The 22,175-nt window shown below is 41.7% G+C and carries 24 protein-coding genes; 14 read left to right on the forward strand and 10 right to left on the reverse strand.

The features are described from left to right. Positions 1-21: 21 nt before the first annotated feature. The 4 genes from JMW39_RS05230 to JMW39_RS05245 form a co-directional block, all read right to left on the reverse strand. The gene (locus JMW39_RS05230; RefSeq protein WP_201544557.1) at positions 22-825 is read right to left on the reverse strand and encodes an SDR family NAD(P)-dependent oxidoreductase; all 804 of its coding nucleotides are present in this window, start codon (positions 823-825) and stop codon (positions 22-24) included. After that, a complete protein-coding gene (locus JMW39_RS05235) occupies positions 825-1,970 on the reverse strand; it encodes a hypothetical protein (protein WP_201544558.1) in 1,146 nt (381 codons plus the stop codon). Before JMW39_RS05235 ends, JMW39_RS05230 begins: the two co-directional genes overlap by 1 nt. Before the next feature lie 142 nt (positions 1,971-2,112). Then, positions 2,113-3,018: a LysR family transcriptional regulator gene (locus tag JMW39_RS05240; protein ID WP_201544559.1), complete on the reverse strand. Its 906-nt coding sequence runs from the start codon at positions 3,016-3,018 to the stop codon at positions 2,113-2,115. A 350-nt stretch (positions 3,019-3,368) separates the two neighbouring features. Next, positions 3,369-3,980 carry a YceI family protein gene (locus JMW39_RS05245; RefSeq protein WP_201544560.1) on the reverse strand — a complete coding sequence of 204 codons (612 nt, stop codon included), beginning with the start codon at positions 3,978-3,980 and terminating at the stop codon, positions 3,369-3,371. A 494-nt stretch (positions 3,981-4,474) separates the two neighbouring features. Between JMW39_RS05245 and JMW39_RS05250 the strand changes: the two genes are divergently transcribed. From JMW39_RS05250 to JMW39_RS05260, 3 genes are all read left to right on the forward strand, one after another. Then, complete coding sequence (locus JMW39_RS05250) at positions 4,475-4,867, forward strand: DoxX family protein (RefSeq protein ID WP_201544561.1); 393 nt, start codon at positions 4,475-4,477, stop codon at positions 4,865-4,867. A 51-nt stretch (positions 4,868-4,918) separates the two neighbouring features. Then, positions 4,919-5,473 (forward strand): NADPH-dependent FMN reductase, encoded by a 555-nt coding sequence (locus tag JMW39_RS05255; protein ID WP_201544562.1) that lies wholly within the window; start codon positions 4,919-4,921, stop codon positions 5,471-5,473. 85 nt (positions 5,474-5,558) lie between these two features. Beyond that, entirely contained in the window at positions 5,559-6,260 is a 702-nt protein-coding gene (locus tag JMW39_RS05260) for a YoaK family protein (RefSeq protein ID WP_201544956.1), read from the forward strand. A gap of 175 nt (positions 6,261-6,435) precedes the next feature. Here the strand turns inward: JMW39_RS05260 and JMW39_RS05265 are convergent, their stop codons facing one another. Beyond that, the gene (locus tag JMW39_RS05265; RefSeq protein ID WP_201544564.1) at positions 6,436-6,786 is read right to left on the reverse strand and encodes a GNAT family N-acetyltransferase; all 351 of its coding nucleotides are present in this window, start codon (positions 6,784-6,786) and stop codon (positions 6,436-6,438) included. A gap of 323 nt (positions 6,787-7,109) precedes the next feature. Here JMW39_RS05265 and JMW39_RS05270 point away from each other — a divergent pair, with 323 nt between their 5' ends. The 3 genes from JMW39_RS05270 (at position 7,110) to JMW39_RS05280 (ending at position 9,647) form a co-directional block, all read left to right on the forward strand. Beyond that, positions 7,110-7,823 (forward strand): pirin family protein, encoded by a 714-nt coding sequence (locus JMW39_RS05270; protein ID WP_201544566.1) that lies wholly within the window; start codon positions 7,110-7,112, stop codon positions 7,821-7,823. A gap of 65 nt (positions 7,824-7,888) precedes the next feature. Continuing rightward, a complete protein-coding gene (locus tag JMW39_RS05275; RefSeq protein ID WP_201544568.1) occupies positions 7,889-8,827 on the forward strand; it encodes a pirin family protein in 939 nt (312 codons plus the stop codon). A 208-nt stretch (positions 8,828-9,035) separates the two neighbouring features. Further along, positions 9,036-9,647, forward strand: coding sequence for a nitroreductase family protein (locus JMW39_RS05280; protein ID WP_201544570.1), 612 nt, complete (start codon positions 9,036-9,038; stop codon positions 9,645-9,647). A gap of 226 nt (positions 9,648-9,873) precedes the next feature. Here the strand turns inward: JMW39_RS05280 and JMW39_RS05285 are convergent, their stop codons facing one another. The 3 genes from JMW39_RS05285 to nadR all read right to left on the reverse strand — a co-directional run bounded on the left by JMW39_RS05285 (position 9,874) and on the right by nadR (position 12,431). After that, a complete protein-coding gene (locus tag JMW39_RS05285) occupies positions 9,874-10,320 on the reverse strand; it encodes a DUF962 domain-containing protein (protein WP_201544572.1) in 447 nt (148 codons plus the stop codon). A 203-nt stretch (positions 10,321-10,523) separates the two neighbouring features. Then, positions 10,524-11,282, reverse strand: a complete 759-nt coding sequence (gene pnuC, locus JMW39_RS05290) for a nicotinamide riboside transporter PnuC (RefSeq protein ID WP_201544574.1) — start codon at positions 11,280-11,282, stop codon at positions 10,524-10,526. 108 nt (positions 11,283-11,390) lie between these two features. Then, positions 11,391-12,431 (reverse strand): multifunctional transcriptional regulator/nicotinamide-nucleotide adenylyltransferase/ribosylnicotinamide kinase NadR, encoded by a 1,041-nt coding sequence (gene nadR / locus JMW39_RS05295; RefSeq protein ID WP_201544575.1) that lies wholly within the window; start codon positions 12,429-12,431, stop codon positions 11,391-11,393. 534 nt (positions 12,432-12,965) lie between these two features. Between nadR and JMW39_RS05300 the strand changes: the two genes are divergently transcribed. From JMW39_RS05300 to JMW39_RS05315, 4 genes are all read left to right on the forward strand, one after another. Beyond that, the gene (locus JMW39_RS05300) at positions 12,966-13,178 is read left to right on the forward strand and encodes a PspC domain-containing protein (protein ID WP_201544576.1); all 213 of its coding nucleotides are present in this window, start codon (positions 12,966-12,968) and stop codon (positions 13,176-13,178) included. Positions 13,179-13,657: 479 nt separating this feature from the next. After that, on the forward strand, positions 13,658-14,653 hold the full coding sequence (gene glyQ, locus JMW39_RS05305; protein WP_201544958.1) for a glycine--tRNA ligase subunit alpha: 996 nt from the start codon (positions 13,658-13,660) through the stop codon (positions 14,651-14,653). Positions 14,654-14,662: 9 nt separating this feature from the next. Next, positions 14,663-16,756, forward strand: a complete 2,094-nt coding sequence (gene glyS, locus JMW39_RS05310; protein WP_201544577.1) for a glycine--tRNA ligase subunit beta — start codon at positions 14,663-14,665, stop codon at positions 16,754-16,756. Positions 16,757-16,963: 207 nt separating this feature from the next. Continuing rightward, positions 16,964-17,281: a hypothetical protein gene (locus JMW39_RS05315; RefSeq protein WP_201544578.1), complete on the forward strand. Its 318-nt coding sequence runs from the start codon at positions 16,964-16,966 to the stop codon at positions 17,279-17,281. A gap of 127 nt (positions 17,282-17,408) precedes the next feature. Here JMW39_RS05315 and JMW39_RS05320 read toward each other — a convergent pair whose 3' ends face one another. Both JMW39_RS05320 and JMW39_RS05325 read right to left on the reverse strand, forming a co-directional pair. Further along, positions 17,409-17,912 (reverse strand): cell division protein ZapA, encoded by a 504-nt coding sequence (locus JMW39_RS05320; RefSeq protein ID WP_201544579.1) that lies wholly within the window; start codon positions 17,910-17,912, stop codon positions 17,409-17,411. 143 nt (positions 17,913-18,055) lie between these two features. Further along, on the reverse strand, positions 18,056-18,496 hold the full coding sequence (locus JMW39_RS05325; RefSeq protein WP_201544580.1) for a hypothetical protein: 441 nt from the start codon (positions 18,494-18,496) through the stop codon (positions 18,056-18,058). Positions 18,497-18,703: 207 nt separating this feature from the next. Between JMW39_RS05325 and JMW39_RS05330 the strand changes: the two genes are divergently transcribed. From JMW39_RS05330 to JMW39_RS05345, 4 genes are all read left to right on the forward strand, one after another. Then, positions 18,704-19,357 (forward strand): UPF0149 family protein, encoded by a 654-nt coding sequence (locus tag JMW39_RS05330; protein WP_201544581.1) that lies wholly within the window; start codon positions 18,704-18,706, stop codon positions 19,355-19,357. A gap of 109 nt (positions 19,358-19,466) precedes the next feature. After that, positions 19,467-19,949, forward strand: a complete 483-nt coding sequence (locus JMW39_RS05335; RefSeq protein ID WP_201544583.1) for a nucleoside deaminase — start codon at positions 19,467-19,469, stop codon at positions 19,947-19,949. 74 nt (positions 19,950-20,023) lie between these two features. Continuing rightward, the gene (gene argE / locus JMW39_RS05340; protein WP_201544585.1) at positions 20,024-21,274 is read left to right on the forward strand and encodes an acetylornithine deacetylase; all 1,251 of its coding nucleotides are present in this window, start codon (positions 20,024-20,026) and stop codon (positions 21,272-21,274) included. A gap of 147 nt (positions 21,275-21,421) precedes the next feature. After that, positions 21,422-22,147 (forward strand): LysE family translocator, encoded by a 726-nt coding sequence (locus JMW39_RS05345; protein WP_201544587.1) that lies wholly within the window; start codon positions 21,422-21,424, stop codon positions 22,145-22,147. The last annotated feature ends 28 nt before the right edge of the window (positions 22,148-22,175 follow it).

The raw sequence follows: 22,175 nt of genomic DNA on the forward strand, positions 1-22,175 counted from the left end.
AATAAGCCATTGTTAGAAATGCTATTTTCTAAGTGAAAAAGCCACCATTTTGCCGCCTACCCAATTTACCCAACTAACAGGGAAAATACGCTGTTGTAATCTAATCAAGTTTGCCATCACGCCTGGTACGACCAAGAACTGCCGTTTTTCTACGCCTTTGAGCATAGATTTAACTGCATCGTCAATTTTTAATTCACCAGCCAGTTTTTTCATGCCAACGCCAGCTTGCGACATGACACCGATTTCGGCTCGGGTAAGCGGCGTATCTATCGGCGGCGGTGCAAAAACAGTTATATCAATGCCTAGAGGCTTCCATTCGTAGTTTATCGACTGCATCATCCCCCAAATGGCAAACTTCGACGCACTATAAGAGCTGTAGCCATAACTGCCTGTGAATGACGACATAGAAGCAGTCACCATAACTTGATCGCCACGTGACAAAAACGGTCGCATGGCAGCTAGAACATTGCGCGTGCCGAATAGATTGATAGTCAGTACGCCCTCAAACTGTTCTTGGCTCATCTCATCAAAGCTCCAAGGCCCTGTAATTCCGACGAAATGCATCAAGATATCAGGCGATAGCTTGCTTGCAGCCTCAGCGATTTTCTTGGTTGTCGTATCGGCGTCGGTGACGTCCAATTCATAGCTGATAATCGAAGCTTTGTTTTTGTTCAAGCCTTTCAGCGTGACAACGGCTTCATCAAGCGCTTGTCTATCAAACAAGACTAAGTTGGCATCTTGTTGAATCAGCTGCTTAGCCGTTTCAAGTCCGATACCAGAGGCAGCACCAGTGATATAGACAGTTTTACCGGTAAAGTAACCCATCACGCGCTTTCCTTTTGCAATGAGCTGTCTTTTATCGAGCTTGGTTGGTTTATCGAGCTTGACTGTTTTGCTGATTTTTTCTGCAAACTGCCAAACTTTGCCTCGCCGATTAAATGACTGACTTTATGCCCAGGAATTAGCCAGTAGGGCGTCGCCTCGCTACTTGAGGCGCAGTTAGGGAAGTCAGGATTTTTAGAAGGACCGGCGATGGTTTTCTCTATAACCATTGAGATATATTGCTCATTACTGCCTTCTAAAGTATTGCCATTTAAAATCACTTCTATCCCTGTGTCTTTGGCATAACGACGGATAGCATTTACTTTCGAATTCATCGGTGCATAAGCATCTGCTCCGACGCCATTTTCTGAAGTCACTCTTATGCCGTCAGGCACTCGCGCAACTAACGAATGATTACCTTCGGTATGACCGGGGGTATGCACCAGCGCGACGCCTTCGCCCAATTGAATGCTACCCGTAAACTGAATCACTTTGTCAGGATCGACACCTTCGATACCATTTGGGCAATACCAATCTGCTTGCACGGGTAATAAAGAGGTAGTACTTAACCATTCTTGCTCATGAACCAATAACTTAGCGTTGGGGAAATAGGCAGGCTTATCTTTCGTGCCTAGCCAACGGCGTATATCTTGAGTATGAAGGTGGTCGTAGCTGATATAATCAATATCTTCTGGAGACAAGCCGACTTCCGCTAAGGCACCAGTGACATCACGAATGATAGGCGCAACAACACCTTCAAGCGGCGACCAACTGGGCATTTTATCCGTTAAGCGTTTAAAAAATGGCGTCTCACGATCCGCTTCGATATCAGAAGGAGAAAACAACAAAGTTTTTAATTCGCCCGAAAAGTCATGGTACTGCACGATAAAAATGCGGTTTAGGATATGGATATAGGGGAATTTATAGGTGCTTTGGGTATAGACGCCACTGTAGGCGTACCATGTCGGGTAGGGCACGCGCACCATGTCGGCGCTTTGATAAAATTGTACCGGCGCTTCATCCATAAAGCGTTCTCTAAAAGCGCTTGCTTGCTTGCGAGCTATTCTTAGGCGCTCTTGTGGTAATGGGCTTTGACGAACGTCATCAAAGTCGTGAATGGCTTTCATGCCGAGTGATGTTAAATCCATGTTGCATCTCCTTATGACCAATGGATAGATTTCTGCAGATTATAGTAACAACATTATTCTGGTCTTGATAGCAGTATTTAGAATACTGCTAGGTTTACCAAGTAGGTTAATAAGGTATATTAAATAGTTCTATTAGAGCGTATCAAAATTTATCCCAATAAGGGTCATCACCAAAACGCTCGGCAATAAAATCAATGAGATAACGGCAGCGCTGTGACAAAAAGCGGTTTTTAGGATAGACAGCATAAGCGTTTAAAGTGGGCAATTGATACTGTTGCATGATGGGCACAAGCTCACGACTGGCTAAGGTTTTATAAGTAATAAAAGTGGGCAAAAAAGCGATACCATGTCCCTTTACGGCCATATCGCGCAAAAAGTCACCGTTATTCACTTTTATTTTTGAGTTGATGGCGACTTGATGCCTCTTGCCTTGCTCGTCTATCAGCTCTATGGTGCTGGATTTGCTCAGACCATATTGTAAAAACTCATGCTCTGCCAAATCCTCGATGGTTTGAGGCGTGCCCATTCTACTCAGATATTCAGGGCTGGCACATAAGGCATAACGAATCAGCGCCAAACGTTTGGCCTGATAACTAGAATCTTGCAGCTCTCTAATCCGAATGGCTAACTCAAAGCCTTCTTCTACCAAATCCGTATGCCGATCAGAAAAATCCAATTCAAAGTTTAAATTGGGGTGCTGATTGGCATATTCATCGATGACATCATTTAAATGCATCAAGCCAAATGACAGTGGCGCGGTCATCTTCAAGGTACCCTCGATACGTGTCGGCGCGCCACTGGTTTCCTCATTTAGCGCATCGACCTCGCTGAGTATATTGTTCACCTTTTGGTAATATTGCTCACCGGCTTGGGTCAAGTTGGATTGGCGTGTGGTGCGGCTGATAAGCTGACTGCCTAAACGCGTCTCTAAATCCTTGAGACGGCGGCTAACCGCTGACTTAGCAATATTGAGTTGTTCGGCAGCCTTGGTAATGCTACCAGCTTCGACAATGCGCACAAACATTGCCATATCTTCTAGTTGTCCCATCCTAGCTACCTCCTTATTTTTATTTAGCTATGGTTACTTAGCTATGGTTATTTTGCGATATCGTATGATGATTATAGTCATCTCGAAATAAATCCGATAGATTAATAGCCACGTGCGACGGGTATAAGTTTTCCTTGCTTGCTGCTATAGCAGAGGCTACGAAAAATTCATCCTATTCGTACTGTATTGGTTTTGAACTTAACCTACTATATTTAATATATCTATTTTATTTACTATTAACGATATAAAAGATAAAAGGCTGAGTTAAAAACCCAGCCTTTTATCAATAAAGCCAAATAATCGAGACTGTGTTCAATCTAAAAGCATTATCTTAAATGGATAAATTACCCTTATTTAAGAGCTGCTTTTTTGCTGCCTTCTACCTGAACGACCAGTTTGATGTCCTTCATCATACCGCCATCGGTAAAGGTATTGATGCCCCATTTGGTTCTATCGATAGTGGTTTCAAAATCCCCACCACAAGCTTCAGTTTTTAATAAAGGATTGTCATAGCAGTTGAACTTAGTGGCTTTTAAAGTCACTGGATGAGTCTTACCAAGTAGTGTTAAATCACCTTTGACCGCTTTCACTTTATCGCCATCAAACTCCCATTTGGTCGATTTGAAATAAGCGGTTGGATATTCTTTTACGTTAAAAAAATCCGCAGATTTTAGATGACCGTCAAAAGCTTTAATGCCTGTACTCAAGCTACCCATAGGAATCGTAATACCGACAAAGCCTTTTTTCTCTTTAGGCGCGTATTCAAGAATACCCGATAGGTTATAGAAGCCGCCGGCATTGGTCGTGGTACCAAAGTGATCGACAGAAAAGCGCACGGCGGTATGATGCGGGTCAAGCTCATAAGTTGCAGCGTGACCTAGTGTGCTAAGCAGGCCAAGCGTACCGATAGCAGCAAAAGCAAGCGCGCGATTTGTTTTTTTAATAGAATTTACAGTGATCATAAATCATCCTTTTTTTAAGTGAGTAGGTAGAAGCAAGTATAGCGTCTAGTAAATATACTGCCTTGGTTAATTATTATCTCAAAGACTGAATCGGTTTAAAAATCTTCAGTTTAAAAACTATTCGTTTCAAAAGTTAGCGTTAAGTATATCTTATATACCAGCACAACAAGTGTAGCAAAAAATATGATGTTAGACGCTAAACCGTACCGAAAAATGCTTTTTTCTGTAGGGTTTTATATCGTTACTCAAATGTTAACTGTTTCTGTAACAAGCATAAGTAACGAGCCTAATTAACGATTATAAGTATGGTCGTTTTTATTATTGTATCAATAGAATCCTCTCTTGACTGTTCTCTAAATAAGAACTTACATTTGTAATTATCGTGGTTTATCTATTATTAGGCAACGGCTATAATAATGCCGTTGCCTAATCAAACAAAAGTCTTTTAAATAAAATCTTTATAATTATGACTTTTATCTTATCGGAGAATAATCATGGACAAATTACAAGAGCTGAGCGCCCCAATTGGTCGCCTATTATTATCAATGATCTTTATCTTTTCAGGTTTTACCAAAATTACTGGCTACGCCGCTACCCAAGGCTATATGGAAGCAATGGGCGTACCGGGTATGCTATTGCCTTTGGTCATTGCTGTTGAGCTGCTGGGTGGTATCGCTATTTTATTAGGCTTTAAAGCGCGCTTGGTAGCGATTTTAATGGCTGGTTTTAGTATTGTATCAGCGTTACTTTTCCATCAATTCTGGATTGATGAATCACAAATGAACCCGTTTATGAAAAACATTGCGATGGCGGGTGGGTTCTTGATGATTTTTGCTCATGGAGCAGGTGCTTATTCAATTGATAACAGTAATACGCGCAGAATCTAGTATAGTAAAATGCTCAATCTAGACGGTTTTTATCATCATTAGGGAGTTGTTATGAGCGCATCAATCAATATCGCACTAATTATCGGTAGTTTGCGAAAAGAATCTATTAATCGTAAATTTGCAGAATTTATTGCGGCGCAGATGCCTGACAACGTCACTATAAAGGAAGTGCATATTGCAGACTTGCCGCTTTATAATCAAGACTATGATGATACGACTATTGACAGCTATGAGCGCGTGCGTCAGCAGCTAAAAGACGCTGACGCAGTATTGATGGTGACGCCAGAGCACAACCGCACCATGCCTGCTGCGTTAAAAAACGTCGTAGATATCGGCTCACGCCCTTATAGAAAAAGTGTTTGGACGCGTAAAAAAATCGCTGTCGTCACGGCATCGCCGGGTAGCTTTGGCGGTATCAATAGTGGGCTTGATGTGCGTAAAAGCATGCAAATGCTGTCGGCTGAAGTAATGATCGACCCTGAAATTCATTTAAGCCGTGCAACGGACAGCTTAAATGAACATGGCAGCGTCAGCGAACGGACGCAGAAGTTCTTACAAAACTTTGTGACTGAGTTTGTTAAATTTGCAGGACAGTCGCGTGACTAATTCAATCTCTACCGATACTGCTAATATTAATAATAAAGCTGCCAGTCAAAATGATAGCCATCAATCAGGTTCACCTGACTCAAAGCTGCCAAATTCAAAGCCGCCAAGTTTTTGGCAGCGTCATCAAACGCCGGTACTATTAACCGTGGTCGGCGGCGCGATTGATACCATCGGTTTTATCACCTTGTTTGGTTTCTTTACTGCCCACGTCACGGGTAACTTGGTGATGGCCGGTAGTGGCTTGGTCAAAGGTGAGGACGGTCTATGGATTAAGCTTGCCGCCTTGCCGTTGTTTATTTTGACGGTCATGGTCACCAAGCTATTTATTGATCATAGTAAAAATAAGCAGCTAACGCTGAGCCATTTATTGTTAGCGGAAGCCGTTTTTTTAACCTCCTTTATGATAGCTGGTCTTTACTATCAGCCTTTCGTCGATGCCGGTGATATAAGCGTGGCGATAACGGGTGGACTCGGTCTAATTGCGCTAGCGATTCGTAATACTGCTAGCAAAACGGTGATTAAACACACGAGCCCTACCGTGCTGATGACAGGTAATACCACACAACTGGGTATCAATCTGACTGATTATCTACTCAATCGAAACGCCGATAATGGCAAAAAATTGGCACACAGTTCAGTATTAGTCTTTAGCTTTCTAGTTGGCGCTTTAGTAGGTGCCTTGCTATATATGCAGCTGAGTTTTTGGGCAGTAGGCTTGTTCGTATTGCCAGTGTTATATCTGTCAATAATGGCACGCGATAAAGAATTTCTAGAGCATATTGCCTAATAAGTTTTAGCTTAATCATTCCACTGCTTATATTATTGCTATTAGAAAGTATCGCTTATAAAAATCATTGCCCATAAAAAATCTTAACTACACAAAACATTTCCAATAAAAAACGCCATATCCGTAAAAATATGGCGTTTTTTTACTTTCTAGTTAAGCGCTTATGTTTAGCTATTTAAGGCTTAGCGTTATGAAATACTGAGTTGTCTTGGTACTCTGGATGCTTGTCGATATAAGATTTTACATAAGGACAAGTCGGTTTCACGCGCAAGTTTTTCGCTGCCGCATCATCTAAGATATATTTGACCAGATAACCTGCAATACCTCGACCACCTAACTCTTCTGGCACTTCGGTATGTTTGTATTCAATACCTTTTTCGCCTTCACTTGTCGTAAAGAATTCATAATCTTCCAAAGAAATCTTGCCATCGATATGAATCTCAAAACGCTTTTTATCAGTATTATCAATGACTTCGTAATCTAACGGTTCTCTATTTTTTTTATCTGACTTTGCCGTATCTGACATGGTTAAATTTCCTTATATCATAAGTATGATTAACATCTTCTAGACTTAATTTACATTCACTATTATTACATGAGCGATAGTATCAGCTTATGCTACTAGTTCTGTTATGAATATAAATGGTTCTGTTATGAACATACAGGGTTCTGTTATCCATATATTACCCTATCTTTATGACGTTATTGTTCTAAAAATAAGAATAGTTAATTGCGATTATCGTTGTTTATCTATTAGTAGACAACAATTATAATAGATCCATTGTTTAAACGAATTAATGAATCATAAATTCTAAAATCGTTTAACTTACTAATAACTAAGGATAAACTATGAAAATGATCTATCATGCAGCAGATTCTCGTGGCGATGCCAACCATGGCTGGTTAAAAAGCAAGCATACCTTTAGTTTTGCCAATTATCATAATCCAGAACGTATGGGCTTTGGTGCGCTACGTGTCATTAATGATGACTTTGTAATCGCTGGTCAAGGTTTTGGTAAGCACTCACACCGTGACATGGAAATCATCAGCATTCCTTTATCAGGTAAGCTCGGTCACGGCGATAATATTGGTAATAATGGTATTATCGAAACGGGTGAAATCCAAGTTATGTCGGCGGGTACTGGTATCACGCACAGTGAAATGAACGGTGACGACAACGAAGCGGTGAAGTTCCTACAGATTTGGGTCATCCCAAATAAAATGAACGTTGAGCCTCGTTATCAGCAAGTTCGTATGGATGACATCCTAAAGCCAAATGAGTTCAATCAAGTATTGTCGCCCAATGCGGACGACGCAGGGGTATGGATTCATCAAGACGCTTGGTTCAGTATGGGTGATTTTGATAACGGCGTAACTCAGACTTATGAGCTCAAAAACCCTAATAATGGCGTTTACATTTTTGTCATTAGCGGTAAAGTCGTTGTAAACGGTAACACTTTGGATACCCGCGATGGTTTGGGTGTTTGGGATACTAAGAACTTTACGATGGACGTCATCGATGATGCTAAAGTATTACTAATGGAAGTACCTATGAGCTTTTAATGCTAAACAATGAGCTTTATCTATACGTCACATTATATCCAGTATCAAATAATAAGAGGTGAATCATGAGTATTGAAACCCTAGAACCGCGCTTAGCAGATGTGGGCGGCATTCCCATTGCCCGTCTGTTACCGAATAAAGGCAAGCAGCCAATCGGCGCTTGGTGCTTTTTAGACCATGCGGGACCTGCTGAATTTGGCGAAGATGAAACCGGTATGCAAGTCGGTCGTCATCCGCATACCAATCTGCAAACTTTTAGCTGGATGCTAAATGGCGAAGTACTGCATAAAGACAGTTTGGGTAATAAGCAAGTCATTACCAAAAACCAAGTCAACGTCATGACAGCGGGCACAGGTTTGACCCAAGGTATCAGTCATACGGAGCAAAGCGTCTTTCCTGATACCGGCGGTTCAGCAGATGCCGCTCGTGGTCTAAGCATGGTACAGCTGTGGATTGCGCTACCGACTGATCAGAAAATCGAGCGTGGCTTCCATCATTATCCTGAACTGCCAACATGGCACGAGGATAGTGTAGAGATGATTCTTACCACTGGTAGTTATACGAGCGTATCAGGTGAGCGTTATGAAGCGCCAACCATCCAATACTCAAAAATGGTCGGTATCGATGTGTACTGGAAAGAGGACGGGGAGGTCACGCTGAATCTAGAGTCAGGTTTTGAGTATGGCATCTTAGTCACAGAAGGCGAGATTGAGTCTGAAGGCAAAGTATGTCCACAAGATCAGCTATTGCGCTTTCATGATACCGATGTTGCCAATAACGAAAGCATTAAGCTTGTTGCCAAAAAAGGCACACGCGTGATGTTCATCGGTGGTGAGCCATTAAATAATCAAGTCTTACTATGGTGGAACTTTGTCGCGGACAATAAAGCAGAGATTGAGCAATCTATTATCGACTGGAATAATGGTCATGAGCGTTTTGGTAATGTCGATTCAGATATGAAACGTCTGCCAGCACCAGAGTTACCGCAAGGCTTTAAAGGTTAGCTTAATATTAAGCATCATTCATTAAACTGGCTTTTAAATAGAGACTTATCGTTAAGTTTATTTTACAAAAATAGCGCACAGATTTGATTTTAATGTTCATATACTAGTTTAGACTAAAAAGTAGCGATATGCAGCAATTCATCATCTCTACTCTAATCTAACATTTACTTTCATTGGATTGAATCATATTAATAATACGGAGAAACCTATGTCAGACCTAAAAACATTACAGCACTTGGCAGAAAAGCGTCGTTCTATCTATGCATTGAGCGATCAATTGCCAGTATCAAATGACGAAATCGTGAAGTTGGTTGAGCATGCGGTTTTGCATACGCCATCCGCTTTTAACTCACAATCGACGCGCATCGTCGTTTTATTTGGCGATGACCACAACAAGCTGTGGCAAATCACTGAAGATACTTTACGTGATATCGTTGATAATGAAGAGCAGTTCGCTGCGACCAAGCAAAAAATGGACGGCTTTAAAGCCGGCGCTGGTACCATTATGTTCTTTGAAGATCATAGTGTCGTAAGAGGCATGCAAGCCGCTGCGCCTTTATATGCCGATAAATTCCCAATTTGGGCAGACCAAACCAATGCGATGCACCAGTACATTATCTGGACTGCCTTGGCCAGTATTGATGTCGGCGCTAATTTACAGCATTACAATCCAATTATCGATAAAAAAGTCGCTGAAGAATGGAACATCGATGAACATTGGGAATTGAATGCGCAAATGGTATTTGGCGCGATTGAGCAGCCAGCAGGCGACAAAGCATTTAAGCCAGTTGATAAGCGTATGCAAGTATTTGGTAAGTAAGCTATTTGTGTAAAAAGGTTAGTTAGCAAATAGAAGTAGCTAGCACATAAAAAAAGCGCCACTCAATTTTACTGGGTGGCGTTTTTTTGTCTGTATTAGATGACCATATTAAATAGTAGCGTTAAATAGTAATGTTAAACGATAATATTAAATGGTAAGGTTAAAAATAAGGTCAATACTAAATAGCTGTTATTTAGCTGTTATTTAGCTGTTATTTAGCTGTTATTTAGCTTTTTTTACGGCGCATCAAGCTATTAGCTACCCATGCTGGACCAATTAATAAGAACTGTAAATCTTCAAAGAAAGAAGGTTTTTTGCCTTCAATTTTATGACCAACAAACTGTCCAATCCAAGCAACCACAAAGATAGCCGCCCAAACCTTAAAGCCCCACGGTAATAACGTCATCACTGACAGACAAATAAGAATAAACATGCCCATTGCCACAAACAGCGGCGTCGATAAACGCATATAGAATATCAAAACTAAAGCGCTCATCACCAAGGTGAACCACACTGATAGCGACATGCCCATGCCTAATATACTGACAAAAATCGTCGGGACACATAACCAATGGATTTTTTTATTGACTAGGTTTTGATGGCTGACAGAATACTCACTGAGCCATTGCTCAAGTGTGCGTTTAGACATACGGCCTTGACGAGTACGAGACATACTAACCTCCCTGTTAGCAAATAAATGACTAATCGTAGATAAATGACATGTAATAAATGCATAAATCTACTTATTAATACCAGTTGTAGCACTAATTGGCACAGTCTGCCATTTTATCTGGTAAACCGTACAGTCAAATCATGCCATTTATTTAACTTAATTTGTTTGTTTGTCAAATTTTTATCGCTTACTAAAATTATCCATTAATGTACTGGTTTTGCCAGTTCTACAGAGTTTTGCTCGCTGCGGTACCATTCATACAGTCCGACAAACGAGTTTACTTGGTAGACCATGGTTTGAATGGCAAAGATATAATTGCCTGACATCAGGTTAACGGTCAGCCAAACGAAGTTGGATAAAATCCATAACCACCAGTTAAATGAGTAACGTAAAATCATCGCTGCTTGCGCGGTGATAGAGAGTACAAAAGCAATGACGTTAATCCAAAAGAAAGAGATAAAGCCCAAGAATTTACTATTATCATCTTCAACGACGGCATAGCCATAATTGGCAAGTAAATCATTGACGGTGGGGAATAGCGCCAAACCGATGATCATAAAAGCGATGGTTAATAGCCAAATCCAGCGACTGGCGGATTTGGGTACCATATCGCCATCGGCATCGGTATGCTTGGACCAATAAAAAATCCCATAAAGGTGACTAAAAAAGTTAAATAACGGCGCTAACATCAAACCAACTGCACCAGAAGTCGCTTGGACGACAAATTCCCCTGCGGTCGCCGCCATCCCAAAACCATTACCCAGAATGTTTTTGCGAAACGATAATGACACCACGCAAATCAAACCAATAAATGACACGGCTAAGTAAAACCAATCAAGAGTAGTGTGCTCTGTAGTCAGCCAAAATCCTGCCGACAAGGCAATGACGCCGCAAATAAACCATAGGACAATCCATTGTATGGCCCATTTTCCGGTGATGTTATCTAACAGCTGAATACGCATAAAGCCTTTTTCCTCAAAGTATGAAAACGATAATCAATGTTTCTTATTTTTTAATGTGCTGCATTTTTTACATTATTTTTTTGGCACTGCTTTTATTTAATACGGCGCTTATTTACCATAAATGTACTGGTCAATAAGTAGTAAAGCTTGTTGATAGCGGGCATCATAGTCGGGCTTATCAATCATATGCGGTTTAATGTTATGACGGGCGAAAATATCTAGCAAGCGTTGCTCAAAGCGACCGCGCGCTTCAGGCGTACCCAATGAGCGCATGCCATCATCCACCCATGGCGTATTGTTATCGAGCATAATCGTATGGTCTAAGCGAAACTCATCGATACAAGCGGCGACAAAAGGATGGCTACGACCTTCATACTCTTCACAAAAAGCTTGAGTGGTGACAAAGTCAGTATCAACAATAGTAACGGGTGCCGTTGCTCGAGCGGCTGCATCGCGGATAGCCTGCGCATGATTGAGCACAATAGGACCATAATCGCTGTACTGCAAACCAATCTCGCTACCGCCTAAATCTGTACCGACATATAGCCGTCCCATCTCAAGCGCAAAGCTGGCACCATAATAGTTTGCAAGCTTATGCACCAATGTCGTCTTACCCGAGCTTTCACCGCCAACGATAGCAACCGTTTTGGTATAGTCACCGCGTACTTGTGGGTGCAGCGCCGACCAATGCGCGACCGGATTGCGTGCAATCGCATAAGAGTCAAATTCAGGCTGTAGGGGCGTGGTGAGCACTTGCATGATTAGCTGCTCACAAACGCCCGTCCGCGCTAACGGATGGTTTTCTGCCACAAATAATACCGTTTCTGTCGGCAATTTTAATGCATCTATTAAGCGTTGCAATTTGGCATTGCTAGCAGCAATATCAATGTTTACATCAGCAAAGCTTTCATGTAACGGCAGCTCAATCTCATCAGTGGTATGAATATGTATAAACGGTAAATCTGCAGACGCCATCTGTAGCCAACGCGCTTTATCTTGCAACGTAATATTAAAGTCTGGATGCGGTGCTGGATGCGCCATAATCACGATATTTAAGGTTTTTGCCTGTCCTGCTGCGTTCAATATACTGCGCATTTGTCCTAAATGTAGCGGTTCAAAATGTCCAATCATTAAGCCTGAGTCGTACATAGCTTTCCTTATATGCTAAAAATTACCAATCGACAGTTGTTGTTTTAGTTGTTTATCGGCATGGTATAAAGGTTTAAACAGATTTACAGGTAGGTTATTGTAAATTGGCGTTGATTGACGAAATTTTTTATTTATAAAAATAAAACTAAGTTATTAATTTACTTATCATTGTTTAAATATTTCACTATTTTTAACGCTAAATCTATAAGACTTATTTATCTGTTATAAATAGCCGAAAAGTGGGTTTGTAACAAGAAGTGTAAGATAAGAGCAACAAAGCTAATTATGAAACATTTTGAAATAATTATTTAAAATCAGGGGTTTACGACAGTTTATGAGAGATTAGGGCAAGCTTAAGTAGCATAAATTCACAAAGCACGTCTACATACTCAACAGATAAAATAGGATTAGTTGCTATACTTATTCGTAAGTTCAGAAGACTTATATAGTTTTAAAACAGATTATAAAAATAACGATAAATGTTAGACGTAAAATAAGTATAAGTAATTATAAATGATAAGAGAGGTATTTGATTTGGCTAAGTTAGCAAAATTACATAGATCACAAAACCATCGCATGATAGCGGGCGTGATGGGCGGCATCGCAGAATATGTCGGTTGGTCACCTACATGGGTAAGATTGCTATTTGTTATTGTCTCAACGATGAGCGCAGCAGTACCTGGTATTTTAATTTATATTATCTTATGGATAATCATGCCCAAAGCAAGTAGCCAGTCGTATCAATAATATTAAAGTTAATACCAGTACTATTTAAATAAATCTGTATCTAAAGAAATAAAGAATAAGGCCAATATAAAAATAACAGCCCACGAAAAAACAAAAAGCCTGACTCATCAGGATATTAAAAGACATACTTTTCCTCCTGCCCAGATGCTCTGCATTTGGGTATTTTTTTATCTTACTTTTATATCTATAGGCTTAATAACGCCTATCCGGACAGTTTAACGATAAACAAGGCGTATAACTGACGATTTAAGCCCGTGAGATAAATTTAATTGCGGTAAATATAGATAAAATAGTCAATTTTTAGTAAGGTGAGCAGGCAAATAGAGTCGTCGCCAAATAGGCGATACGAGCGCTATCAATATTTTATTTCATAATACAAATTCCACAGTGGCTTTACTACGATGCCCCAAACTATGACAATCCAAACTATGACATCACAAGCGACAACCTCGATGATACAAGAAAAAGACGCTCAGCCGATGACGTTTCAAGATCTCATCCTAACCTTACAAAATTATTGGGCCGACAAGGGCTGCGTTATTTTGCAGCCTTATGATATGGAAGTCGGCGCGGGTACTTTTCACACCGCGACATTTTTGCGCTCCTTAGGTCCTGAGCGTTGGAATGCCGCTTACGTGCAGCCATCACGTCGCCCAACCGATGGTCGCTACGGTGATAACCCGAACCGTTTGCAGCATTATTATCAGTTCCAAGTGGTTCTAAAGCCTAATCCACCCAATATCCAAGAGTTGTATTTGGACTCATTAAGAGCTATCGGTATCGATCCATTAGTGCATGATGTACGTTTTGTTGAAGACAACTGGGAGTCGCCAACGCTAGGTGCGTGGGGACTTGGTTGGGAGATTTGGCTCAACGGTATGGAAGTCACTCAGTTTACGTACTTCCAGCAAGTAGGCGGTATAGAGTGTTTCCCAGTCACGGGCGAGATTACTTACGGTCTTGAGCGCTTGGCGATGTATGTGCAAGGCGTCGATAGCGTTTATGATTTGGTCTGGGCAGATGGTGAATTTGGTCGCGTGACTTATGGCGATGTCTTTCATCAAAATGAAGTTGAGCAATCGACCTATAACTTTGAGCATGCTGATGTGCCGATGATGGGTCAGATGTTTGACTTTTATGAACAACAGGCGGATAAGCTAGTTGCTGAAGGTTTGCCATTACCAGCCTATGAGATGGTGCTAAAAGCTTCGCATGCCTTTAACTTACTCGATGCTCGTGGCGCGATTTCAGTGACCGAACGTCAGCGTTTTATTTTGCGAGTGCGTACACTGGCACGTAAAGTCGCCATTGGTTATGTCGAAGCACGCGCTAAGTTAGGCTTCCCATTGGCTGATGAGGCGCATCGTCAAGCGGCGCTCGATAAGTATTTGCCAAAAGAAGAATCGGTAACAGATGACGTTACAGACGCTAGTCAGTCTACTGAAAACAATCAAACTACTAACAATAATAAATAGGAGCATCCCATGAGTACTATTCTATTTGAACTGGGGTGTGAAGAGCTACCTCCAAGAAGCTTAAAGCTTTTACGCGATGCATTGCAAGAAAGCTTCATTATACAATCAGCTGTAGCTAACATTACCTTTGATAGTATTAAAGCTTTTGCCGCACCGCGCCGTTTAGCATTACAGATTAACGGCATTAGCGATAAGCAGCCGGATCGTACAGAAGAAAAACGTGGTCCTGCGATTAAGGCGGCGTTCGATGCCGATGGTAATCCGACGCGCGCTGCGATGGGCTTTGCTAAAGGTCTAGGTATTGAAGCCAGTGAGCTGACCACTATTAACACCGATAAAGGTGATTATGTTGGTTATGTGCAAACGATTCAGGGTCAGGCAACGACTGAGCTACTGCCTACTATTTTTCAGACCGCACTTGATAATCTGCCAATTGCCAAGCGTATGCGTTCAGGGGCGAGCCGCAATGAGTTTGTACGTCCGGTACAGTGGGCAGTCTTGATGCAAGATGATGCTGTTATTGATGCGACTATCCAAGGTCATCAGACTGGTAATCAAACGCGTGGTCATCGCTTCCATAGCCCTGATTACCATACTATTGCGCACGCCAATGATTATGAGCAACTTCTCGATGGTTTAAAAGTCGTGGCTGATTTCGATAAGCGTCAAACGCTGATTAAAAACCAAGTCAAAGCGCTAGCCGATGAAGTCAATGCTGATCCTATCGTACCGCAAGATTTGTTAGATGAAGTGACGGCGTTGGTTGATTTCCCGATTGCGCTGCGAGCAAACTTTGAGGCGCGCTTTTTACAAGTGCCGCAAGAAGCGCTTATCTCAACCATGCAGGCCGATCAAAAGTATTTTTGCTTGACCGATAAAGCAGGAAAACTGCAGCCATACTTTATTTTTATTACCAATATTGAGTCAAAAGATCCCAATCAGATTATTGAAGGTAATGAGAAAGTGGTGCGTCCGCGTTTGGCTGATGCAGAGTTTTTCTTCTTACAAGACCAAAAGCAGCCATTATTTGCCTTGACTGAAAGCCTAAAAACTCGTGTCTTCCAAGATAAGCTGGGTACGATTTGGGAGAAATCTGAGCGTATTGCGAAACTTGCTGCCTTTATCGCCGCCTTAATGCAACAGCAAGGTCGCGATATTAATATTGATGAAACGGTACGTGCCGCGATTTTGTCTAAAGCAGATTTGGCAAGCTCACTGGTTGGTGAATACCCTGAACTGCAAGGTATCGCCGGTACCTATTACGCGCGCTTGAATGATGAGCCAGAAGCAGTCGCAGCAAGTTTGGAAGAGCAATATCTGCCGAAATTTAGCGGTGATGTATTACCGCAGACGCCAATTGGTATTTGCTTAGCATTGGCGGACCGTTTAGATACGCTGGTTGGTATTTTTGCCATTGACCAAGCACCAACAGGTTCAAAAGATCCGTTCAGCCTACGTCGTTCAGCGATTGGTATTTTACGTATTTTGATTGAAAAGCAATTACCAATTAATTTGGTAGCTCTCGTTGAGCAAGCAATTAAAGGCTATAGCACGAGCGATGGCAGCAAGATTGCTAAAATGGGCGATACTTTTACTCAGGTCATGGCATTCTTAAACTCTCGCTATCGTGCGATGTATACCGAGCAAGGCGTTAGCGTTGATACCATCCAGGCAGTGCAAGCGATTAATCCGCATATGCCGCTCGATTTTGATCAGCGTATCCGCGCAGTACAAGCATTTAGTGAGTTACCACAAGCTGAAAAGTTGGCTGATTCGAACAAACGTGTTGCCAATATCTTAGCCAAGTCAGAAGTGAGCGTCGCTGACAAGGTCGACGAAACATTATTATCTGAACCTGCTGAGCAAGCGTTGTATCAGGCGGTTCAGCAAGCACAAACGGCTGTAACGCCATTACTTGAAACGCCTGATTATACGCAAATATTGCAAACGCTGGTCAGTTTGGATGCGCCATTAACGCAATTCTTTGCCGATGTCATGGTCAACAGTGAAGATGCGGCGCTAAAGAACAATCGCTTAGCGCTACTTAAGCAAGTTCGCGCATTGTTCTTAACCGTTGCTGATATCAGTGAGCTGCAGCTATAGCTATAGCTCGTTAGTTATAGTTTGACAGCTATAGCTATAGCTATAGCTCGTTAGTTATAGTTTGACAGCTATAGCCTAACGACACGCTGAGCATTTGTTACTGTATTGAAGACATAAAAAACTGGCTGCATGTGGCCAGTTTTTTATGCGCTTATTCTAAAGCGTTAAGTTTATAATGTCTTAGACCCTATTCGAAGGAGCACTGTCATGTTGGGCGTTATCATTGTAATTCTTATTATCTGGGCTGTGATGTGGGGCTTTTATAAATTTATGTACCCACGCGCACCCAAGAGTATGATGCCAAAAAAAGGTGATGTGACCACGCCGCGTCCTTGTAATTTTTGTGGTAACAGTTTGGCTGAATATCGCGGTGTGTTAGAGACCAAGCCAATTTCTGCGGCAGAAAATTCCACAGCAGCTGATGAAAGTAGTAACGACGTCACAGCCAACAAAGAATTGTTCTTTTGCAATTATGAGCATCAAGCGGATTTTCATGCCGGTAAGACTTATCAAGTAGATGCCTAAATTGTAAGTCATAAGTGGCAAGTCATAAGTCGATAAGCTGTTATTTACATTAAAAAAGCGCTTAGCTTCAGTGAGTTAAGCGCTTATATTTTTGATACATCTATAGCAATTTAATATCGGTAGCAGCTTATAAAATAGAATGCGCATCTTTCATAATTTTATTTATCAAGGCTTCAGACTGTTTGCTTTGCTGCAGACGATCTTCTTCATTTCTCTGATTGGCATGGATTTTCTCATACAAGTTCAAGCAGCATAGTACAAGTAGACTTTCTTGACTCAGGCTTGGCGCATCGCGTTTTAGGTCTAGCGCATAGTTATTGATATAAGAAACAGCCGAGTGCAGCTCTTCTTGCTCATGCACGGGACAATAAATCGGATAGGTCACGCCAGCAATCGCCACATCGACCTTTTTGATTTGTGGTTCAGGAGTGCTTATAGGTTTAGCAGCGCTACTATTTACCGTACTATTATTTGTTTTATTGCTATTTGAATTGCTATTCTGAGTGTTCGAATTATTTGGCATGGCTTTTTGTACTTGCGTATTTTGTGCTTGATTGTTTATTGATTCAGTGACTGTTGATTGGGTATTTTTGTTCTGACTGTCTACAGGGTTTGCGCGGTCATCGGTCATGATAAATCCTACAATATATGTCATTAAAGTGAGTAATTAAATATCACGGCTATAAATGTGTTAATGATAAACTTGGCGACTTAATAAATAACATTTAATCAGTAAAAATAGGCGCGTTAAACGTGATCAATATTAATGTCTGCTTAACCTTCTGCTTGATCAATACGCGTTAAACGCTGTAAAACTACTTGGGTACGTTCAGCTGCCAATTCGTTTTTCTTCTTCAAGTCACTATTTTGCTGCTTAATGTCGCTATATTGCTGCTTTAATTCGTTATTTTGTTGCTGCAGCTCATTATTTTTTTGTTGTAATTGGCTAACCTGTTTTTGCAAATTATCTTGCTCTTCGCCTATCATATGATGCGCTTCGGCAAGGTTTTGATAACGCTTATCTAGATCGCTCAATTGTTTTTTAGCACCGTCACGCTCGGTATAACTGCTATCGAGTTTGGTTTTTAGCGTGGCAAGTTCTTTTGGGTCAGTCGCTGGTTGTTGTTTGAGGCTGCTAAGTTCAGCACTGACAAGCTGATACTGTTTTTTGATATCGAGTACCATTTTTTCTAATATTCTAAGTTGGTCATACATAGTCAGTTTTTATCCTTAACAAGTAAGCGTGAATGAATTTTGTTCTCTGCGTTTAATAATGCCATAGGTGACCGCATAATATCTATATCAACAAAGTAATTGTATGCCGCTTTGTTTCGTGACTGCTATCAATCGCCGCTTTATGAATAACATCCTGCGGCGTCTGTTTGTATTTAATACTATTAATCAATAACTAGGACCTCTATTATGAATGACAATATCTCTGGCTGGAATACCTGGCTGACCGCATTTGATGACTGGATTGACGTGTCTATCAGCGAGGTACATGGCTTGATGACAGGGCTGATGACCGCCTGTGATGCGCCTGATGAACCAGTATGGGCAAAGGTATTTGAGGAGCTGAGTTTTGCGCCGCTGCCTGATGAAGCATTAACCTTGTTGACAGAAGAAGCAGAAGACATCGTTTTTCAGCTAAAAGATAAAGACGATGCTTATTCCTATACGCCGTTGGTGCCAGATGATGAACATGACCTATACGAGCGTGTGATGGCGCTGAAACAGTGGGCAAATGGCTTTATGACTGGTTTTGGTATTACAGATTGTGGTCTGAGTAGCGACGAAAACGAGATGCTGTCGGATTTGGCTAAAATCGGTGGCATTCGTTTAGAAGATGACGAAGATTTTGAAGGTGGCGAAGAGTCTTATCTGCATATTTACGAGTTTGCGCGCATGGTGCCAGTAAGCTTTGCTACCCGTAAGCGTAAAGCTGTTAAAGATATTGCTCTGATTGCTGGACTGGCTATCGATGCCAAAACCACCAAAGAGCTACAAGCAGAAGGTAAGTTGCCAAAACCGATGCCGCCAGTGCTTGATGTGATGAATCAAAACCGTCCATCATAAACAGCATAATATGATGAATAGATGTAAAAATAGCCAAGTTTGACGCCATGCAAATGGCACTTGGCTATTAGATAGATAGCTATGAAAAAATAATAGAAGGGAAGCTATGATGACTACTGATAATGAGATGATTCATTTACGCCGCTGCGTGGAACTCGCTGCTGAAGCATTAGAGGCGGGCGATGCGCCGTTTGGCAGCGTGTTGGTTGATGGCGATGGCAATGTATTACGAGAAGATCGTAATCGTGCCAATACGGTCGATGCGACTTACCATCCTGAAATTGCTGTGGCTAAATGGGCTGCTCAAAATATGACCCCTGCAGCACGTGCAAAAGCGGTGGTTTATACCTCAGGTGAGCATTGTGCCATGTGCTCAGCTGCGCATGCATGGGCGGGGCTTGGTCGTATTGTTTATATCAGCTCATCAAAACAGCTAAGTACATGGATGGATGAAATGGGCGTGACATCAACATCGCCCATCAATTTATTAACTGTTCAAGAAGTTGCGCCGAATGTGTCAGTAGATGGTCCGATTGCTGGCTTAGATGAAGAAATCAAAGTACTGCAACAGCGCTCATTTCAAAAAGGCTAATTAAAAAATCTGCTTAAAGAGACTCATCAAAAAGTATAGAGTCTTTTTATCTTATAGTACGATAAGGATGTCTTATGACGGTAAGAAATCACAATAAAGTTGCAAAAAGAGCAACGCCTAATGCTCATTATTCTCCTGCTAATTATCCCACCGATAGTATTGATTGGCTGACAAGATTAATTGCGTTTGATACGGTCAGTCGCTATTCAAACTTAGCATTGATTGAAGAGGTGAAGGCTTACTGTGAGCAATTGGGCCTTACGGTAGATTTAACCTTTAATGACGCTAAAAATAAAGCCAATTTATTCGTTACGGTGCCAGCGGGAAAAAATGCCGATGAAGTGAATCATGGTCTGGTGTTATCAGGTCATACCGATGTCGTACCCGTCGACGGTCAAGACTGGACGTCTGAGCCGTTCATAGCGACGATACGCGGCGACAAGCTTTACGGACGCGGTGCTTGCGATATGAAAGGTTTTATTGCCTGTGCGTTGACGTTATTGCCACAAGCTGCAAAGCTATCTAAAAACGGTCAGCTGCGTCGCCCGCTACATTTGGCTTTATCATTCGATGAAGAAGTTGGCTGTCTAGGTGCGCCATTAATATTAGCCGATTTAAAAGCTCGCGGTATCACTCCTGATTATTGTATCGTCGGTGAGCCGACCAATATGGCGATGGTCGTGGCGCATAAAGGCATCGCCGTTTATCGTTGCCGTGTGCATGGCAAGTCAGCGCATTCGTCATTGACTAAACAGGGTGTCAATGCCATTAGCTATGCCAGTCGTTTGATTGGTTATGTCGATGAATTGGCGGAAGAGATTAGTCATCGCAGTGATAACGATGCGATGTTTGATGTGCCTTATTCGACATTGTCTGTAGGTACGATAAAAGGTGGGACGGCGACCAATATTGTCCCCAATCTGTGTGAGTTTACCTTTGACTATCGTAATCTGCCACATATGACGCAAGACGATATTCTCACACCGATTCAAGCAAAAGTAGCAGAATTAAGCGCCCAAATGCAAGCACGCTCTGCCGATACGGGCATTGAGCTGCTGCAAGAAGAAAGTGTACCGGCAATGACCGATAGCGACAACGCTGAGCTACAAGCGTTAATAGCGGCACTAACTGGCGACGATACACGTCATAAAGTTGCTTATGCCACTGAAGGCGGGCAATTTACCAATAGCGGCATTCCAACGATTATCTGCGGTCCCGGTAGTATCGAGCAGGCTCATAAAGCTAATGAGTATGTCGCGCTAAGTGAGATTGAGCGCTGTGATGAGTTTTTACAAAAGCTGCTAAACAGCTGTGTCATCAATTGATACAATAGGTAGCAGGCCGTTCTTTTTCAATCTATATGCGCATAAAATACACCGTCTAAGCGTTATATCTAGCTATTTTGCAAATATTAAGTCGATTTTAATAAGTTGGTTTTAAGTTTTTATAAATGATGAACTAGGGGTTAGTTGATGTCTTGGCATCTGTTTGCGGTATTTTTTGCAAGTACGTTTTTTATCTCAGCGACTCCAGGGCCTAATATGCTACTGGCATTTCAATACGGGCTTAATTATGGTGTCAAGCGCACATTATGGACGCTGGCAGGTTTAAGTCTTGGGTTGTTTATATTATTACTCTCAACGCTGCTTGGACTCGATGTTATCAGCCGTCAATCGCCGTGGTTATTGACAGTTATTAAAACCGTTGGTGCTATTTATCTCATTTATTTGGGTATCACATCGTGGCGCGATAGTACCAGTAGCAGCTTGATGAGTGATGCAAATGCGCTGAGTACTGAAGTTAATAAAGAGTTGACTCTGACTACTGAGATGTCTGATAAACCTACGCCGCGCTCACTCTCTAGTGCCGCTGTTAAAACCCCGCCTAGTGATTGGTTGTTGTTTCGAACTGGTATGTGGGTATCACTGTCTAACCCAAAAGCGATCTTATTCTTTGCCGCCTTCTTTCCCAAGTTTATCAATTTTAGTGCGCCGCTATGGCCGCAGTATATTATGCTTACCTTTGGGTTATTTTTGAGCGAGACAATTTGGCAGCTGATTTACACCATTGGCGGTAAAAAGTTGGCAGGATGGTTGGACGTTGGCGAGCGTTTAGCATGGCTTAATCGCGGTTGCGGGGTAATATTTATGTTGATTGCAGCGGCGTTATTGAGTGACGTCATCGCCAGCCTAATATAAAAGAGTGGCTATCTTAAAATGAATTTAA

Source organism: Psychrobacter immobilis, assembly GCF_904846175.1.
GTDB lineage: Bacteria > Pseudomonadota > Gammaproteobacteria > Pseudomonadales > Moraxellaceae > Psychrobacter > Psychrobacter immobilis_E.

Excerpts from the sequence above, each read along its gene's own strand:
- JMW39_RS05230 (WP_201544557.1), bottom strand. The coding sequence starts at position 825 with ATGGGTTACTTTACCGGTAAAACTGTCTATATCACTGGTGCTGCCTCT.
- JMW39_RS05235 (WP_201544558.1), bottom strand. The coding sequence starts at position 1,970 with ATGGATTTAACATCACTCGGCATGAAAGCCATTCACGACTTTGATGAC.
- JMW39_RS05240 (WP_201544559.1), bottom strand. The coding sequence starts at position 3,018 with ATGGGACAACTAGAAGATATGGCAATGTTTGTGCGCATTGTCGAAGCT.
- JMW39_RS05245 (WP_201544560.1), bottom strand. The coding sequence starts at position 3,980 with ATGATCACTGTAAATTCTATTAAAAAAACAAATCGCGCGCTTGCTTTT.
- JMW39_RS05250 (WP_201544561.1), top strand. The coding sequence starts at position 4,475 with ATGGACAAATTACAAGAGCTGAGCGCCCCAATTGGTCGCCTATTATTA.
- JMW39_RS05255 (WP_201544562.1), top strand. The coding sequence starts at position 4,919 with ATGAGCGCATCAATCAATATCGCACTAATTATCGGTAGTTTGCGAAAA.
- JMW39_RS05265 (WP_201544564.1), bottom strand. The coding sequence starts at position 6,786 with ATGTCAGATACGGCAAAGTCAGATAAAAAAAATAGAGAACCGTTAGAT.
- JMW39_RS05270 (WP_201544566.1), top strand. The coding sequence starts at position 7,110 with ATGAAAATGATCTATCATGCAGCAGATTCTCGTGGCGATGCCAACCAT.
- JMW39_RS05275 (WP_201544568.1), top strand. The coding sequence starts at position 7,889 with ATGAGTATTGAAACCCTAGAACCGCGCTTAGCAGATGTGGGCGGCATT.
- JMW39_RS05280 (WP_201544570.1), top strand. The coding sequence starts at position 9,036 with ATGTCAGACCTAAAAACATTACAGCACTTGGCAGAAAAGCGTCGTTCT.
- JMW39_RS05285 (WP_201544572.1), bottom strand. The coding sequence starts at position 10,320 with ATGTCTCGTACTCGTCAAGGCCGTATGTCTAAACGCACACTTGAGCAA.
- pnuC (WP_201544574.1), bottom strand. The coding sequence starts at position 11,282 with ATGCGTATTCAGCTGTTAGATAACATCACCGGAAAATGGGCCATACAA.
- nadR (WP_201544575.1), bottom strand. The coding sequence starts at position 12,431 with ATGTACGACTCAGGCTTAATGATTGGACATTTTGAACCGCTACATTTA.
- glyQ (WP_201544958.1), top strand. The coding sequence starts at position 13,658 with ATGACGTTTCAAGATCTCATCCTAACCTTACAAAATTATTGGGCCGAC.
- glyS (WP_201544577.1), top strand. The coding sequence starts at position 14,663 with ATGAGTACTATTCTATTTGAACTGGGGTGTGAAGAGCTACCTCCAAGA.
- JMW39_RS05315 (WP_201544578.1), top strand. The coding sequence starts at position 16,964 with ATGTTGGGCGTTATCATTGTAATTCTTATTATCTGGGCTGTGATGTGG.
- JMW39_RS05320 (WP_201544579.1), bottom strand. The coding sequence starts at position 17,912 with ATGACCGATGACCGCGCAAACCCTGTAGACAGTCAGAACAAAAATACC.
- JMW39_RS05325 (WP_201544580.1), bottom strand. The coding sequence starts at position 18,496 with ATGTATGACCAACTTAGAATATTAGAAAAAATGGTACTCGATATCAAA.
- JMW39_RS05330 (WP_201544581.1), top strand. The coding sequence starts at position 18,704 with ATGAATGACAATATCTCTGGCTGGAATACCTGGCTGACCGCATTTGAT.
- JMW39_RS05335 (WP_201544583.1), top strand. The coding sequence starts at position 19,467 with ATGACTACTGATAATGAGATGATTCATTTACGCCGCTGCGTGGAACTC.
- argE (WP_201544585.1), top strand. The coding sequence starts at position 20,024 with ATGACGGTAAGAAATCACAATAAAGTTGCAAAAAGAGCAACGCCTAAT.
- JMW39_RS05345 (WP_201544587.1), top strand. The coding sequence starts at position 21,422 with ATGTCTTGGCATCTGTTTGCGGTATTTTTTGCAAGTACGTTTTTTATC.